This is a genomic window from Niveispirillum irakense DSM 11586 (assembly GCF_000429645.1).
In the GTDB taxonomy this organism is placed as follows: Bacteria; Pseudomonadota; Alphaproteobacteria; order Azospirillales; family Azospirillaceae; genus Niveispirillum; species Niveispirillum irakense.
The window spans coordinates 17167-31119 of the sequence record NZ_AUCG01000021.1; the positions used below are offsets into that span (position 1 = coordinate 17167).

Consider the following 13953-nt stretch of genomic DNA (forward strand, 5'->3'; position numbering starts at 1 on the left):
GAAAGAGCCTTTGTCATGACCTCGCTTGCCAAGGTGCCCTGCACCATCATCACCGGCTTCCTGGGTGCCGGGAAAACCACGCTGGTCCGCAACCTGCTGCAACAGGCCGGTGGCCGCCGGCTGGCCGTGATCGTCAATGAATTTGGCGATGTCGGCGTGGATGGCGCCCTTTTGCAGGGCTGCGGCGACGCCGCCTGCCCGGATGAGAATATCGTGGAACTGGCCAATGGCTGCCTGTGCTGCACCGTGGCCGATGATTTCGCCCCCACCATCGACGCGCTGCTGTCCCGCCAGCCCGCCATTGAGCATATCCTGATTGAAACCAGCGGCCTGGCCCTGCCCAAGCCGCTGGTCCAGGCCTTCAACTGGCCCGCTATCCGCAGCAAGGTGACGGTGGATGCCGTTATCGCCGTGGTGGATGGCGCCGCCCTGGCCGATGGGCAGGTGGCCGGCGATCTGGCGGCCCTGGATCGGCAGCGCGCAGCAGACCCGGCCCTGGACCATGACAACCCGCTGGAAGAAGTGTTCACCGACCAGATTGCGTGCGCCGATCTGGTGGTGCTGACCAAGGATGACCTGCTGGATGATGCAGGCCGCGCCCGTGCCCGCGCCGCCGTCACAGCCGCCATGCCGTCCGGCATCGGCCTGATCCCGGCCATTGACGGCAAGGTGGCTCCGGAACTGCTGCTGGGCCTGGGCCTTGCAGCGGAAGATGCCATTGAAGGCCGCCGCACCCTGCATGATGCGGAAGAAGACCATGACCATGATGATTTTGACAGCATCGTCGTGACCCTGCCGCCGCTGGCCGACCCCGCCATCCTGGCCGATCGCGTGGCCCAGGTGGCACGCGAGCATGGCATCCTGCGCGTCAAAGGCCATGTGGCCGTTGCCGGCAAGCCGATGCGGCTGACCGTGCAGGCCGTGGGCAGCCGGCTGAACCAGTATTTCGACCGGCCCTGGGGCGGGCAGGAACCGGCCGGGCGGCTGGTCGCCATTGGGCTGAAGGGGTTTGATCAGGCGGCTGTGGCCGCCATCCTGGCCGGTTGAGCCTGCCCCCATGCACCTGCTTGCCACCGGCACGGCCCTTCTGGATGAGCAATCGGCGGCAGTCGATATTGCCCAGCCGGTGGCAGACGTGCTGGTCCTGTCCTTTTCCGACAGTGATCTGAACGCGCTGGGTGCGGCCCATGCCGCATCTGGTGCCGCGTGGCGGCTGGGCATGGTCAATCTGCGCGCGCTGGCGCACCCGATGTCGGTCGATCTGTGGCTGGACCGCACGGCCCGCCACGCCAAACTGATCGTGGCGCGGGTGCTGGGCGGGCTGGACTGGTGGCGCTATGGCGCGGAAAGTCTGGCCGCATTGGCACGGCAGAAGGGCATTCCGCTGGCTTTGCTGCCGGGGGAAGATCGCGACGATCCCAGGCTTGCAGCGCTTTCCACCCTGCCGGTGGCGGAGGGGGCGGCGTTGCTGGCCCTGTTCCGCGCTGGCGGGGCCACCAATGCCGCCGGGCTGGTGGTGGGGCTGGGGGGGCTGCTGGCCGGTGACGGGGCGGCGATACCGCCTGCGCAGACCTTGCCGATGGTCGGGCTTTATCGCCGGGACGGGCGGGGCGCTGCCGGGCATATCGCCCTTCTGCTCTACCGGTCGCAGGTCATGGCCGGCGATGTCGCGGCGGTGGATGCGCTGATCGACGGGTTGGTGGCCGCCGATATTGCCGTCACCGCGCTTTACGTGCCCAGCCTGAAGGCGGGGGGGCTGACGCGGGATCTGGCCCCTTACGACGACGGAACGGTCGATCTGGTGGTGACGCTGACCGCCTTTGGCGGCGGTGCCGACCTGCCCTTTGGCGATGCGCCCCTGCTGCATCTGGCTCAGGCCACCACCATGCGCGATGCCTGGGCGGCAGGTGATCGCGGGCTGGGACCGGCTGATCTGGCCATGCATGTCGTGCTGCCGGAAATTGACGGGCGGGTGCTGGCCGGGGCCATCGCCTTCAAGCAGGCAAGCGATGCCACCGCCGTGGCCGGCTGCCGCCCGGAACTGGCATTGCTGGAACGGGCTATCGCCCGGCTGCGGGGCTGGCTGCGCCTGCGCCGCACCACGCGGGACGGGCGGCGGCTGGCCCTGCTGCTGCCGGATTATCCCGGTGCCGGCGGGCGGGAAGCCTATGCCGTGGGGCTGGATGTGCCGGCCAGCCTGCGCCACATCATCACCCTGCTGGGGGATGAGGGTTATGACACCTGCCCGCTGCCCGCCACCGACCGCGCCCTGCTGGATGCCATCATCGCCGGGGACACGGATGCCCGCCTGCCCTTGGCAGCATATCGGCAATGGCAGGCCGCCCATCCGGACGCTGCCGCAAAGATGGAAGCGGCCTGGGGCCCGGCGGAAGATGATCCCACCTTCCGCGATGGGCATTTCCATTTCCGCGCCACGGCCTGCGGCCCACACTGGCTGGCCCTGCCGCCGGAGCGGGGCCGCCATGACCAGCGCCGGGCGGATTATCATGATGTCACCCTACCGCCGCGCCATGGGTTGATGGCCTTTTGCCATTGGCTGCAAAGCCAGGGGCTGCACGCGCTGGTGCATCTGGGCGCCCATGGCACGCTGGAATGGCTGCCGGGCAAGGCCGTGGCGCTGACGCCGGATTGTTTCCCGGAACTGGCGGTGGATGCGCTGCCCGTCCTCTACCCTTTCATCATCACCAATCCGGGGGAAGCGGCACAGGCCAAGCGGCGGCTGGGGGCAGTGACGCCGGGCCATTTGCCCCCGCCCCTGGCGGAAGGGGCACTGACCGGGCCATTGGCCGCCCTGGAACGGCTGGTGGATGAATTTGCCCAGGCCGATGGCGTAGACCCACGCCGCCGCAACCGGCTGGCCGCCCTGATTGTGGAGGAAGCGCAGGCCCAGGGCCTGCTGACGGAATGCGGTGCCCCCGCCGATGCCGATACGGATGAAACCCTGCGCCATATTGATGCCTGGCTGTGCGATATCAAGGATCTGGCGCTGCAGGACGGGCTGCATATCTACGGGCAGGCCCCGCCGGATGCAGCACCCGACATCGTGGCCAGTGCCAGGGGGGAAGCCTTGGGGCTGCTGACCGCCCTGGACGGGCGGCGGCTGGCCCCCGGCCCGGCGGGGGCCCCGGCACGCGGGCGGCGTGACGTGCTGCCCACCGGGCGCAACCTTTTCACCAGCGACCCGCGCACCCTGCCCACACAGACCGCGTTCGATCTAGGCCGCCGCGCGGCTGACGCCGTGATCCGCCAGCATATCCAGGAAACGGGCGACATGCCGCGCCATCTGGTGCTGGACCTGTGGGGCAGCGCCGGCCTGCGCACCGGGGGGGAGGAAGTAGCCCAGGCCCTTGCCTTCCTGGGCTGCAAACCCTTGTGGGAGGCGGCCACCGGACGGGTGCGGGGGGTGGAAATCCTGCCGCCAGCCGTGCTGGACTGGCCGCGCGTGGATGTGACGCTGCGGGTATCCGGCCTGTTCCGCGACCTGTTCCCCGCCCAGATTGCCCTGCTGGACAGTGCCATCCAGGCGGTGGCGGAACGGGATGAATCCGACGGTGACAATCCCCTGGCCGCTGCCCGGCGGGCAGGCGATGGCATGTTACGCCTGTTCAGTTGCGCGCCCGGTCGCTATGGCAGCGGCATCGACGGTATGCTGGCCGATGCAGATACCGATGATGCCGAGCTGGCGGCAGCCTATCTGGAGGCCGCAGGCTTCGCGCTGAAGGCCGATGGCGCGATGGTGCCGGCCCCCGGTGCCTTTGCCCGGCAGGTGGCCGCCGCCGACCTGCTGGTCCATAGCGCTGACGATCCGCACCGGGATCTGTTGCAGGGCGGGGCCGACGCTGCCTTTATTGGTGGCTTTGCCCTGGCAGCACCGGATGCGCGGCTGGTGGTGCTGGACACAACCCGCCCCGACAAGCCTCAACCCCGGCCCCTGGGGGCCGCCCTGGCCCGCATCGTGCGTGGCCGTGCCGCCCATCCCCGCCATGTCGCCGCCCTGATGCGCCACGGCCCGCGCGGGGGCGCTGAAATGGCGGAGGCGGTGGACCGACTGGCCGATTTCGCCCGCGCCACCCGTGCAGTGGACAGCCATCTGTTTGACCTGCTGTTCAACGCCTATCTGGCCGACACGGACGTGGCCGCCTTTCTGGAACGGGAGAATCCCGATGCCGGGAAAGCGATGGCGCAGCGGCTGGACGGCTTACGCCAGACCGGTCTCTGGCAGTGCCGCCGCAATGACCTGTCGCCCCTGACCCGCTGGCTGGAAAGGGAAAGCGCATGAGCCTCTATCAGCCCCGTGGGGAGTGCCCCACCCTGTCCCAGCCCATGGCAACGGGCGATGGGCTGCTGCTGCGCCTGACACCCATCGCCCCGCTGGATAAATCAGCCTGGACCGTGCTGGCGGATTTTGCCGCACAGCATGGCAATGGGTTGCTGGACCTGACGCTGCGCGGCGGCATCCAGGTCCGGGGCCTGTCCGCCCAAGGGGCCGCCCTGGCGCCGGAAACCCTGCCCGCCGCCGGTTTTGCCGAACAAAGCCCCGTGCTGGCGACCGACCCGCTGGGCCTGGACGACCCGCACGCCTGGGGCGATAGCCACGCGCTAGCGGCAAGTGTCGCCCCCCACCTGCCCGGCCTGCCGCCGGGCCTGCCAGCCAAGGTAACCCTGGCGCTGGACGCTGCCGGGCGGCTGGATGATCTGGCCGCCGACCTGCGCCTGCGCTGGGTGGAAAAAGACCGGGTTCGGCTGGCGGTGGGGCCGTCCTGGGTGGCGGAAGACACCGCCGATCAGATTGCAGCCCAAGCGCTGGACTGGCTGCGCCGTCTGGCAAAGGCCGGCAGCCGCGCCGTCCCCCTGGCACCATCCCCCACCCTACCGGCCCCGCCGTCGGGCACAGCTTTGCCGCTGGGGCCGGTGACGGGCAGCATCGCGCTGGCGGCCCCTGCCTTTGGCGCGCTGACGGTGGCGGAACTGCGCGCCGTGCTGGCCCTGCCGGGGCTGGTGCGCCTGCGCCCGGCGGCAGGGCGGCGGCTGACGCTGTGGTTTGCGGCAACGGTGCCATCGCAATGGCCGGATTTCCTGGCCGTGGACGGGAACGATCCACGCCTTGGTATCAGCGCCTGTATTGGCGCGCCGGGCTGTGCCGCTGCCTTGCAGGCCACGCGGACGCTGGCCCAGACCCTGGCTGCAACCGATGCCGCCCTGGGGTCGCTGCACCTGTCGGGCTGTGTGAAAGCCTGTGGCGCACCACGCGATGGCACCGCGCACGCCGCCGCCACGCCCACGGGATGGGCCATCACCAATGATCATGACGGGCGGCTGCGCGCCGCCCTTGCCTTGCGGGGGGAGAAGGCCGATGGCCTATGCGTATGAGAAGGAGGGGGCGGCGATCTACCGCCAGTCCTTCGCCATCATCCGGGCGGAGGCGGACCTGTCCGCCTTCACCGAGCCTGAGGCCGAAGTAGCCGTGCGGATGATCCATGCCAGCGGTCTGGTGGCCGCCGCCCACGACATCGCCTTTGCCCCCGGTGCCGTACTGGCCGCAGCCCAAGCCCTGCGCCGGGGGGCACCCATCCTGTGCGATGCGATGATGGTGGACCATGGCATCACCCGCGCCCGGCTGCCCGCCGGCAACAAGGTGCTGTGCCACCTGCACCATGGCGAGGTGCCCGCCCTGGCCCAGCGGCTGGGCACCACCCGGTCCGCTGCGGCGCTGGAACTGTGGCGTCCTGACCTGGAAGGGGCCGTGATCGCCATCGGCAATGCGCCGACCGCGCTTTTCCACCTGCTGGAAATGCTGGAACAGGGGGCCCCGAAGCCCGCCGCCATTATCGGCATGCCCGTGGGCTTTGTCGGTGCCATGGAATCCAAACAGGCTTTGGCCGAACATCCCCTGGCCCTGCCCTGGCTGACCGTGCGGGGCCGGCTGGGGGGCAGCGCCATGACGGCGGCCTGTATCAACGCGCTGGCGGGATTGGCAGCATGAGCGGACGGCTTTACGGCGTGGGCACCGGCCCCGGTGACCCGGAATTGATGACCGTCAAGGCCGTCCGCCTGCTGCGGGAAGCGCCAGTGGTGGCACGCTTCTGCAAGGCCGGGCGGCTGGGCAATGCCGGCACCACGGTGGCGGACCTGCTGCGCGCCGATGTGGTGATGGAAGAGCTGGCATATCCGGTGACAACGGAACTGCCCTGCGGCAGCCCGGAATATCGCGATGCCATCACCGGCTTTTACGAGGAAGCGGCCAGCCGTCTGGCCGTGCATCTGGCCGCCGGGCGCGATGTGGTGGTGCTGTCGGAAGGCGACCCGCTTTTCTACGGTTCCTACATGCACCTGCACCGGCGGCTGGCCCCGCGCTTTGGCGCAGAGGTGGTGCCCGGCGTCACCGGCATGGCCGCCTGCTGGGCTGCCGCCGGTGTGCCCATCGCCCAGGGCGATGATATGCTGGCCGTGCTGCCCGGCACGCTGGACCAGGACAAGCTGGCGGAACGGCTGGCCCTGGCCGATGCCGCCGTGATCATGAAAGTGGGGGGCAACCTGCCCAAGATCCGCCGTGCGCTGGAACAGGCGGGCCGGCTGGGCGAGGCACTTTATGTGGAACGCGCCAGCCAGCCCGGCCAGAAGGTGATGGCCCTGGCCGCACGTGACCCCGCCCTGCCCGCCCCCTATTTCTCCATCATCCTGGTGCCGGGCTGGCGGGGGCTGTCATGACGGGACGCTTGACCATCATCGGGCTGGGCCCCGGCCCTGACCGGCAGATCACGCCGGAAGCCAAAGCCGCCCTGGCCGAAGCAAAATGGCTGCTGGGCTATGGCCCCTATCTGAACCGGCTGACACCCGGCCCCGGCCAAACCATCCTGCCCACCGACAACCGGGAGGAAGCGGCCCGCGCCGCCCAGGCGCTGGACCTGACGGCACAGGGCGAGACTGTCGCCATGGTGACCGGCGGCGATCCCGGCGTGTTCGCCATGGCAGCGGCTGTGGTGGAGCAGGTGGAACAGGGCCCGCCCGCATGGCGGGCACTGGATATCCAGGTGATCCCCGGTATCACCGCCATGCTGGCCGTGGCGGCGCGGGTGGGGGCACCGCTGGGGCATGATTTCTGCGCCCTGTCCCTGTCAGACAATCTGAAGCCCTGGCCCGTGGTGGAACGGCGCCTGCGCGCGGCGGCGGAAGGCGGCTTTGTCATCGCCCTGTACAATCCCCGCTCCAAGGCCCGGCCCTGGCAGATGGAAGCCGCCTTCACCCTGCTGCGCACGCTGCTGCCCGGTACGGTACCGGTGATTTTCGGTCGCGCCGTTGGCCGGCCCGATGAAAATCTGGTCTTCACCGATCTGGCCCGCGCCGATGCAACCCAGGTGGATATGTCCACCTGCGTGCTGATCGGCAGTGACCAGACAAAGCTGGTGGAACGGCCAGGGCGGGAACCCCTGGTCTATACCCCGCGCAGCATCGCCGCGTCATGATCGTCAGTCCCCAAGCCCAGCAGGGTCAGCAGACCCGGCACATCGCTTGCCAGCAGGCCGGCCGGCTTGTGCGGTCGCTGCACCATGATCACGGGCAGGCCCAGCCGGCGGGCGGCGTCGATCTTGGCCGCGGCACCATCGCCGCCGCTATTCTTGGACAGGATGATGTCGATCCGGGCGCGAGTCAGCAGGTCGATCTCGGCGGCCAGATCAAACGGCCCGCGATCCAGCAGCGTTTCCAGATGCGGCAGGGGCAGCGGCGGGTCAATCGGGTCCACCGACCGGATCAGATAATGGTGCCAGGGGGCCGCCAGCAGGGGTGCCACCTCCTGCCGGCCAAGGGTGACGAAGATACGGGCAGGCTTATCGCCCAGCGCCGCCACACCGGCGGGAATGTCCGCCACCTCCACCCATTCATCCCCCGCCTGACGGGCCCAGCCGGGCCGGTGCAGGGAATAAAGCGGGATGCCGGTGGCTTGCGCGGCGGCTGCGGCATTGGCGGAAATCCGCGCCGCGTAGGGGTGCGTGGCATCCACCAGCGCCTGGAAACCGCCCTGGCGCAGATAATCAGCCAACCCCGACGCCCCGCCAAAGCCACCAATGCGCACAGGCACCGGCAGCGGTCGGGGCGATTGGGTGCGCCCGGCCAGCGACAATTCCACCCGCAGGTCCACCCGCAGGCCCGACATCCGCGCCAACGCCTCTGCCAGACGCCGCGCCTCCATGGTGCCGCCCAGGATCAGGATGGAAGAAGGGGGGACGGGCAATGAACTTATCCTTCCAGGAAGAAAAGCGCGTAAGCGGCGGCGATGATGCCGCCCCCGCCCCCTGGCTGTCCATCATCGGCATTGGGGAAGATGGGGCACCAGGGTTGGGAGAGGCAGCACGCAGGGCCCTTGCCGCCGCCACACTGGTCTTTGGCGGCAAACGCCATCTGGATCTGGCCGGTGACCTGATTGTTGGGGAAAAGCGGGAATGGCCGCGCCCCTTTGCCGATGGCATCACCGCCCTGCTGGCCGCGCGCGGTCGGCAGGTGGCGGCGCTGGCATCGGGCGATCCGTTCCTGCATGGCGTGGGATCAACCCTGGCCCGGTCACTGACGCCGTCGGAATGGCTTGCCTTCCCGGCCCCGTCTGCCCCCGCCCTGGCGGCGGCACGGCTGGGCTGGCCTTTGGGGGAGACCGCCATCATCAGCCTGCACGGGCAGGAGATCACGCGGCTGCGCCCGGCGCTGCATCCAGGCCGGCGGCTGCTGGTGCTGACCAGTGATGGCGACAGCCCGGCTGCCATCGCCCGCCTGCTGTGCGCCGACGGCTTCGGCCCCACGCGGCTGGCCCTGTTCGGCGCGCTGGGTGGCCCGCGTGAAAGCCGGATGGACGGGCGGGCCTTCGACTTCCAGTCCGTCAGCGCCGATCCGCTGAACCTGCTGGCGCTGGAGGTGAGGGCCGAACCCGGTGCCCGCCTGCCCCGGCTGACCCCCGGCCTGCCGGATGACTGGTTCCAGCATGACAAGCAGATCACCAAGGCGCCCATCCGGGCACTGACCCTGGCCGCCCTTGCCCCCCGACGGGGGGAATTGCTGTGGGATATTGGCGCGGGGTCAGGCTCTGTCAGTATCGAATGGTGTTTGCGCGATCCCTCGCTACAAGCCATCGCGCTGGAAAGGCGGCCCGACCGGGCCACCAATATCCGCGCCAATGCCGAAAGGTTCGGCGTGCCCGGCCTGCGGCTGGTGGAGGCGGCGGCACCGGCGGGGCTGGAAGGCTTGGCCCCACCGGATGCCGTGTTTGTCGGTGGCGGGGCCGATGCCGGCATCCTGGCGCAGTGCCGTGCCGCTTTGGTGCCGGGCGGGCGGCTGGTGGTCAATGCCGTGACGCTGGAAACCGAGGCCCTGTTGCTGGCCGAATATGCCAGCCAGGGCGGCAGCCTGATACGGCTGGACGTGGCCCAGGCCGCCCCGGTCGGCCCGCTGACCGGCTGGCGACCCGCCATGCCCATCACGCAATGGCGGTGGGAAAAGCCATGGTAGGCACCCCCACCCTGACCGCCGGCATCGGCTGCCGACGCGGCACCGATGCCGACCGGCTGGCCCAGGCGCTGGATGGTGCCTTGCGTGATGCCGGGCGGGAACGGGGCGATCTGTGCCGGCTGGCAAGCTGGGACGGCAAGGCGGATGAGGTGGGGCTGGCCGCCCTGGCCAACAGGCTGGGCCTGCCGCTGATCCTGCTGCCGGCGGACAGTCTGGCGCTTCAGCCTGTGGCTGCGCCCAGCGCCCGCGTGGCAGGAAAGATCGGCCTGCCATCGGTGGCAGAAGCCGCAGCCCTGCTGGCTGCCGGGCCGGGGGCCTGTCTGGTGCGGCCCCGTTTTGTGGATGGGCCGGTGGTGGTGGCGCTGGCCGCCCTGCCCCCGGATGGAAAAGGGAATGCGGATGGCTAAGGTCCATTTTATCGGTGCCGGTCCCGGTGCCGCCGACCTGATCACGGTGCGCGGGCGTGACCTGCTGGGCCGCTGCCCGGTCTGCCTTTATGCCGGGTCCGTCGTGGCACCGGAAATCCTGTCCTGGTGCCCGCCTGATGCCCGGCTGGTCGATACAGCCCCCCTGGACCTGGATGCCATCGAGGCGGAATTTGTCCGCGCCCATGCCGCCGGCCAGGATGTGGCGCGGCTGCATTCCGGCGACCTGTCAATCTATAGCGCGGTGGCGGAGCAAATCCGCCGGCTGGAACGGCGGGGCATCCCCTATACGCTGACGCCGGGTGTGCCGTCCTTCGCCGCCGCCGCCGCCAGTTTGGGGCGCGAACTGACCGTGCCGGGGCTGGCCCAGACCGTCGTGCTGACGCGCATGTCAGGCCGGGCGTCGGCCATGCCAGCCGGGGAGGCGCTGGCCGCCTATGCCGCCACCGGCGCGACGCTGGCCGTGCATCTGGCCGTGCATGTGCTGGAAAAGGTGGTGGGGGAGGTTCTGCCCTATTACGGTGCTGATTGTGCCGTGGCCGTCATTTTCCGTGCCTCCTGGCCGGAAGAACGGCGCATCATCGGCACCCTGGCCGATATTGTGGCGAAGGTGCAGGCAGCCCCCATGGAACGGTCGGCCCTGATCCTGATCGGCCCCGCCCTGGCGGCAACCGACTTCCGGGAAAGCGCGCTGTACGATCCTGACTATCGCCGCCGCTACCGCCCCACGCCGGGGAACGGGGCATGAGCGACCATCCGACCGGCCCGGTCGAACATCACCACTTCCACCGCGACTATACTGCCCTCCAGCTTGGCCGCCGCCGCGTCGCGTGCGTCCCGCGCCAGCCGGTCGGCCATGGCCGGGGCATGGTCGCCAGCAATGACAAATGCCTCCCCCGCCCCCGCCGCACTGGCGATGGCGGCCACGGCGGCAGCATCACAGCCGACCGACGCCGCGATCTGCGCCAGCCTTGGCATATCCACCTGTCCGCGCTTGGAATGCAGATCCATCAGCCCCTGGCCCAGCTTGGCCATTTTGGCGACGCCGCCGGCAATGGTCAGGCGCGGGACCGGATGGCGGCGCAGATATTTCAACACCCCGCCAATAAAGTCCCCCATATCGATCAGCGCCGTTTCCGGCAGCCCATAAAGGGCCTGCACAGCCTGTTCCGATACCGATCCCGTGCTGGCGGCGATATGGTCCAGGCCCAGCGCGCGGGCGACATCAATGCCGCGATGGATACTGTCGATCCAGGCTGCGCAGGAATAGGGCACGACAATGCCGGTCGTGCCCAGGATGGACAGGCCGCCGATAATGCCCAGCCGGCCATTCAGTGTGCGGGCGGCCAGGGCCTCCCCCCCTTCCACGGCAATTTCCACCCGCAGGTCGGGCGGGGTGCCGGTGCCGGCAATCCCGGTCAACGTCTCCACCATCATGCGGCGGGGCACGGGGTTGATGGCGGGTTCCCCCGGCGGGATGGGCAGGCCGGGGCGGGTCACCATGCCCACGCCGGGGCCGGCGGCAAAACAGATGCCGCTGCCGGGCGGGCCATGGCTGATCCGGGCCGAGACCAGCGCGCCATGGGTCACATCGGGATCATCACCCGCATCCTTGATCACGCCGGCCTCGGCCATGCCATCGCCCAGCTTCTCCATGGCCAGGGCAAAGGCCGGCATCTGCCCGCCGGGCAGGCGGATGGTCACGGGATCGGGGAACTGCCCGGTCAGCAGCGCGCGATATGCCGCCGCCGCCGCCGCCGTGGCGCAGGCGCCGGTGGTCCAGCCATGGCGCAGCGGACGCCCGGCCGCCGGATCATCAGGGTCAACCATCATGGCCGCTGCTATAGCGCGAAAACCCCAGCCGGTCACGAAGGGCCGCGGATATGAGTGATCATTTAAGCCATCTGACCGCCATGCAAGGCGGCACCGTCCCCGATTTCCACCCTGGTAGCGTCTGGCTGGCCGGGGCCGGGCCGGGCGATCCGGCCCATCTGACACTGGCCGTCGCCACCGCCCTGCAACAGGCCGATGTGATCGTGCATGACGCGTTGGTCGATGACAGGGTGCTGACCCTGGCGCGACCGGGTGCCGTACTGGAATTTGCCGGCAAGCGCGGCGGCAAGCCGTCTGCCCAGCAAGCCGACATTACCAGCCGGTTGATCGCCCTGGCGCGCGAAGGGCGGCGGGTGCTGCGGCTGAAAGGGGGTGACCCTTTCATCTTTGGCCGGGGCGGCGAAGAGGTGGCGGCACTGATTGATGCCGGCATCCCCTTCCGCGTGCTGCCGGGCCTGTCCTCTGGGCTGGCGGCGCTGGCGCTGGCCGGTATTCCTGGCACGATGCGCGGCATCAACCAGTCCCTGGTCCTGGCCACCGGCCATGGGGCGGAAGATCAGGGCGCGCCCGACTGGGCCGCCCTGGCCCGGCTGGACCAGCCGATCATCCTTTACATGGCGATGAAGAACCTGCCCGTGATCGTCGCAGCCTTGATCGCCGGCGGCATGCCGCCGGACCGGTCAGCGGCGATGATTGAATGGGTGGGCACGGACCGGCAGCGGCAGGTGACCGCCCCGCTGCAGGCCCTGGCCGCCACGGCGGAGGATGCTGGCATCGGCGCGCCCGCCATCATCGTGATTGGTGAGATTGCCGCCACCTTGCTGCGGAGCCCGACATGAAAGCCCTGATCATCGCCGCCCCCCGGTCCGGATCGGGCAAGACCCTGGTGACCTTGGGCCTGATGGCCGCCGCCCGCGCCCAGGGGCTGCGGGTGGCCGGTGCCAAGATCGGGCCGGATTATATCGACCCCGCGTTCCATGCCGTCGCCACCGGCCAGCCCAGCGTAAACCTTGATGGCTGGTCGATGCCGCCGGCCCTGGTGGATCATCTGCTGGCCGGGCAGGCCGCCAATGCCGATCTGGTGGTGATGGAAGCGGCGATGGGCCTGTTTGATGGGGTCGCGGCACCGGAAGGGCGCAGCGGGGCCGGGGCCGATCTGGCGGCACGCTGCGGCATCCCGGTGGTACTGGTGCTGGATGTGTCCGGCCAGTCGCACAGCGCCGGCGCCGTGGCGCTGGGCATGGCGCGGTTCGATCCGCGGGTGCACATTGCCGGCGTGATCGTCAACCGGGTTGCCAGCGACCGGCATCTGGCCCAGGTGGCCGAAGGGGTGGCCCGCGCCGGCCTGCCCCTGCTGGGCGCCATCCGCCGGGATGGGGAACTGGCAGTGCCGGAGCGGCATCTGGGACTGGTGCAGGCGGGAGAGATCGCAGGGCTTGATGCGCTGCTGAACCGGCTGGGCCGCTGTCTGGCGGATGCCGTGTCGCTGGACGATCTGCTGACACGGGCTGCACCGGTCATCACCAGCGCGCCGCGCGCCGATGCCCTGTTGCCACCACCACCGGGCCAGCGCATCGCCGTGGCGCGGGATGCCGCCTTCAGCTTCCTCTATCCGCATATGCTGGCCGGGTGGCGGGAGATGGGGGCGGAAATCTGTTTTTTCTCCCCCCTGGCGGACGAGGCACCACCCAAGGATGCCGATGCCTGCTGGCTGCCCGGCGGTTATCCGGAACTGCATGCCGGCACGATCGCCGCCGCCAGCCGCTTCCTGTCGGGTCTGCGCGATTTTGCCGCCAGCCGTCCTGTCCATGGGGAGTGCGGCGGCTATATGGTGTTGGGCGCTGTGCTGGAGGATGCGGATGGCGTGTCCCATCCAATGGCTGGGCTGCTGGACCATGCCACCAGCTTCAAGCGGCGCAAGCTGGCCCTGGGCTATCGCCGGGCGAGCCTGCTGCATGGTGGTGTGCTGGGCGCAGCAGGGTCGATGCTGCGGGGGCATGAATTCCATTATGCCAGCGTTACCGATGCCGGCACCGATCTGCCGCTATGCCGGCTGTGGGATGCGACGGGGAAGGATCTGGGCGGGGCGGGCGGCGTGCGCGGGCTGGTCAGCGGCAGCTTCCTGCACCTGATCTGCCGGGAGGCGTGACAGAAGGCCCCTTGCCCCGGCCCCAACCCCGGT

General features: G+C 69.6%; 13 protein-coding genes. 11 read left to right on the forward strand and 2 right to left on the reverse strand.

All coding sequences use genetic code 11. The features are described 5' to 3' along the window. The first annotated feature begins 15 nt into the window (after positions 1–15). The 6 genes from cobW to G473_RS0109135 are packed head-to-tail and all read left to right on the forward strand — an operon-like array spanning position 16 to position 7484. Positions 16–1047 carry a cobalamin biosynthesis protein CobW gene (gene cobW / locus G473_RS0109110; RefSeq protein WP_029012848.1) on the forward strand — a complete coding sequence of 344 codons (1032 nt, stop codon included), beginning with the start codon at positions 16–18 and terminating at the stop codon, positions 1045–1047. Positions 1048–1057: 10 nt separating this feature from the next. Continuing rightward, positions 1058–4300 (forward strand): cobaltochelatase subunit CobN, encoded by a 3243-nt coding sequence (cobN, locus tag G473_RS25985; protein ID WP_051330078.1) that lies wholly within the window; start codon positions 1058–1060, stop codon positions 4298–4300. Next, positions 4297–5391: a hypothetical protein gene (locus tag G473_RS0109120; protein ID WP_029012849.1), complete on the forward strand. Its 1095-nt coding sequence runs from the start codon at positions 4297–4299 to the stop codon at positions 5389–5391. Before cobN ends, G473_RS0109120 begins: the two co-directional genes overlap by 4 nt. Then, positions 5375–6004, forward strand: a complete 630-nt coding sequence (locus G473_RS0109125) for a precorrin-8X methylmutase (protein ID WP_035706403.1) — start codon at positions 5375–5377, stop codon at positions 6002–6004. The genes G473_RS0109120 and G473_RS0109125 overlap by 17 nt, the downstream gene beginning before the upstream one ends. After that, a complete protein-coding gene (locus G473_RS0109130; RefSeq protein WP_029012851.1) occupies positions 6001–6729 on the forward strand; it encodes a precorrin-2 C(20)-methyltransferase in 729 nt (242 codons plus the stop codon). Before G473_RS0109125 ends, G473_RS0109130 begins: the two co-directional genes overlap by 4 nt. Then, positions 6726–7484 (forward strand): precorrin-3B C(17)-methyltransferase, encoded by a 759-nt coding sequence (locus tag G473_RS0109135; protein ID WP_029012852.1) that lies wholly within the window; start codon positions 6726–6728, stop codon positions 7482–7484. The genes G473_RS0109130 and G473_RS0109135 overlap by 4 nt, the downstream gene beginning before the upstream one ends. Here the strand turns inward: G473_RS0109135 and G473_RS25990 are convergent. Beyond that, complete coding sequence (locus tag G473_RS25990; protein WP_245580023.1) at positions 7454–8251, reverse strand: cobalt-precorrin-6A reductase; 798 nt, start codon at positions 8249–8251, stop codon at positions 7454–7456. The genes G473_RS0109135 and G473_RS25990 overlap by 31 nt on opposite strands. Here G473_RS25990 and cbiE point away from each other — a divergent pair. Genes cbiE through cobM form a run of 3 tightly spaced genes read left to right on the forward strand, consistent with a single transcriptional unit; the run spans position 8251 to position 10686 of the window. Next, positions 8251–9513, forward strand: a complete 1263-nt coding sequence (gene cbiE, locus G473_RS25995) for a precorrin-6y C5,15-methyltransferase (decarboxylating) subunit CbiE (protein ID WP_084437832.1) — start codon at positions 8251–8253, stop codon at positions 9511–9513. The two genes, G473_RS25990 and cbiE, sit on opposite strands and share 1 nt — an antisense overlap. Then, positions 9507–9920, forward strand: coding sequence for a cobalamin biosynthesis protein (locus G473_RS0109150; protein ID WP_029012853.1), 414 nt, complete (start codon positions 9507–9509; stop codon positions 9918–9920). The genes cbiE and G473_RS0109150 overlap by 7 nt, the downstream gene beginning before the upstream one ends. After that, complete coding sequence (cobM, locus tag G473_RS0109155; protein ID WP_035706512.1) at positions 9913–10686, forward strand: precorrin-4 C(11)-methyltransferase; 774 nt, start codon at positions 9913–9915, stop codon at positions 10684–10686. Before G473_RS0109150 ends, cobM begins: the two co-directional genes overlap by 8 nt. Here cobM and G473_RS0109160 read toward each other — a convergent pair. Beyond that, a complete protein-coding gene (locus tag G473_RS0109160) occupies positions 10656–11771 on the reverse strand; it encodes a cobalt-precorrin-5B (C(1))-methyltransferase (RefSeq protein WP_084437836.1) in 1116 nt (371 codons plus the stop codon). The genes cobM and G473_RS0109160 overlap by 31 nt on opposite strands. 50 nt (positions 11772–11821) lie before the next feature. Here G473_RS0109160 and cobA point away from each other — a divergent pair, with 50 nt between their 5' ends. Then, positions 11822–12610: a uroporphyrinogen-III C-methyltransferase gene (cobA, locus tag G473_RS0109165; RefSeq protein ID WP_051330080.1), complete on the forward strand. Its 789-nt coding sequence runs from the start codon at positions 11822–11824 to the stop codon at positions 12608–12610. Continuing rightward, the gene (locus tag G473_RS0109170) at positions 12607–13920 is read left to right on the forward strand and encodes a cobyrinic acid a,c-diamide synthase CobB (RefSeq protein ID WP_029012857.1); all 1314 of its coding nucleotides are present in this window, start codon (positions 12607–12609) and stop codon (positions 13918–13920) included. The genes cobA and G473_RS0109170 overlap by 4 nt, the downstream gene beginning before the upstream one ends. The last annotated feature ends 33 nt before the right edge of the window (positions 13921–13953 follow it).

Coding starts and splice junctions, on each gene's coding strand:
- cobW (WP_029012848.1), top strand. CDS start 16: ATGACCTCGCTTGCCAAGGTGCCCTGCACCATCATCACCGGCTTCCTG.
- cobN (WP_051330078.1), top strand. CDS start 1,058: ATGCACCTGCTTGCCACCGGCACGGCCCTTCTGGATGAGCAATCGGCG.
- G473_RS0109120 (WP_029012849.1), top strand. CDS start 4,297: ATGAGCCTCTATCAGCCCCGTGGGGAGTGCCCCACCCTGTCCCAGCCC.
- G473_RS0109125 (WP_035706403.1), top strand. CDS start 5,375: ATGGCCTATGCGTATGAGAAGGAGGGGGCGGCGATCTACCGCCAGTCC.
- G473_RS0109130 (WP_029012851.1), top strand. CDS start 6,001: ATGAGCGGACGGCTTTACGGCGTGGGCACCGGCCCCGGTGACCCGGAA.
- G473_RS0109135 (WP_029012852.1), top strand. CDS start 6,726: ATGACGGGACGCTTGACCATCATCGGGCTGGGCCCCGGCCCTGACCGG.
- cbiE (WP_084437832.1), top strand. CDS start 8,251: ATGAACTTATCCTTCCAGGAAGAAAAGCGCGTAAGCGGCGGCGATGAT.
- G473_RS0109150 (WP_029012853.1), top strand. CDS start 9,507: ATGGTAGGCACCCCCACCCTGACCGCCGGCATCGGCTGCCGACGCGGC.
- cobM (WP_035706512.1), top strand. CDS start 9,913: ATGGCTAAGGTCCATTTTATCGGTGCCGGTCCCGGTGCCGCCGACCTG.
- G473_RS0109160 (WP_084437836.1), bottom strand. CDS start 11,771: ATGATGGTTGACCCTGATGATCCGGCGGCCGGGCGTCCGCTGCGCCAT.
- cobA (WP_051330080.1), top strand. CDS start 11,822: ATGAGTGATCATTTAAGCCATCTGACCGCCATGCAAGGCGGCACCGTC.
- G473_RS0109170 (WP_029012857.1), top strand. CDS start 12,607: ATGAAAGCCCTGATCATCGCCGCCCCCCGGTCCGGATCGGGCAAGACC.